The organism is Oleiphilus sp. HI0043, from assembly GCF_001634935.1.
Genome location: NZ_LWEY01001902.1, coordinates 1 through 749, shown reverse-complemented (window position 1 = coordinate 749; position 749 = coordinate 1). Strand labels below are relative to the sequence as shown.

The following is a 749-nucleotide window of genomic DNA, read 5'->3' as shown; positions in this document are numbered from 1 at the left end:
TAGAATCCAAAGTCGTGCTGATCTGTTCAGCGAGCTGCTGACCGCCCCCGATAATTCGGTCGAACAAAGATAGCTGCGTTTCACTACACTGACTAGACAACTTTGATTTAAGAATGCCAGCGTAACCGACAACTGCATTCAAGGGTGAGCGCAATTCATGCACCATCATTGCCAAGTATTCTTTTCGAGTACGTTCTTTTTCGAGCTCCAGGCTTCGTTCAAACTCTTGACGCTGAAGTTCCATTTCTTTATTACTGGTCACATCTAACCCTGAAAGCAATACTGCGCTACCTTGACTGCCATCACTAATATGGAAACTCCATAAAAAGTGTGATGTCTTATCGTTATTTTCTTCAGCATTTGCAGAAGACTCGATATTCTCTAGACCACCCTGCTCTATTGCTTTGCCGACCAGAGCAGCAAGATCTCTGGGTAAAATAGCGGGCGCCCCTTCATCGTCAAATCCAAACTCAAGCATTAGATCAGTCATTGCAGGGTTACTAAAAAGAATCAGGCCTTGATCATCAAGCTCCAGCAATGGGGAGGGATTTATTTCAGTAAAAAATGAAAGCTTCTTGAGCTCTTCAAGCTGAAAGCCTTGCTGCTCGCAGGTAGTGAAAAGAATCATGCAGCTGCCATCATCGGTATAACTTCTACGGTAACTGACGGCAATGTTTTCAGAATTCTTATGCGTCCAATAGCATTCCTGTGGCGCTAGCTGAGCTTCACCCTGTTTTGCCAAGGGGCAC

At 44.9% G+C, this 749-nt stretch carries 1 protein-coding gene; it reads right to left on the bottom strand.

Features of this window, described 5'->3' with window-relative positions:
- On the bottom strand, positions 1-749 hold a 749-nt coding region (locus A3729_RS29425; protein WP_197476264.1), incomplete at both ends, for a histidine kinase dimerization/phospho-acceptor domain-containing protein.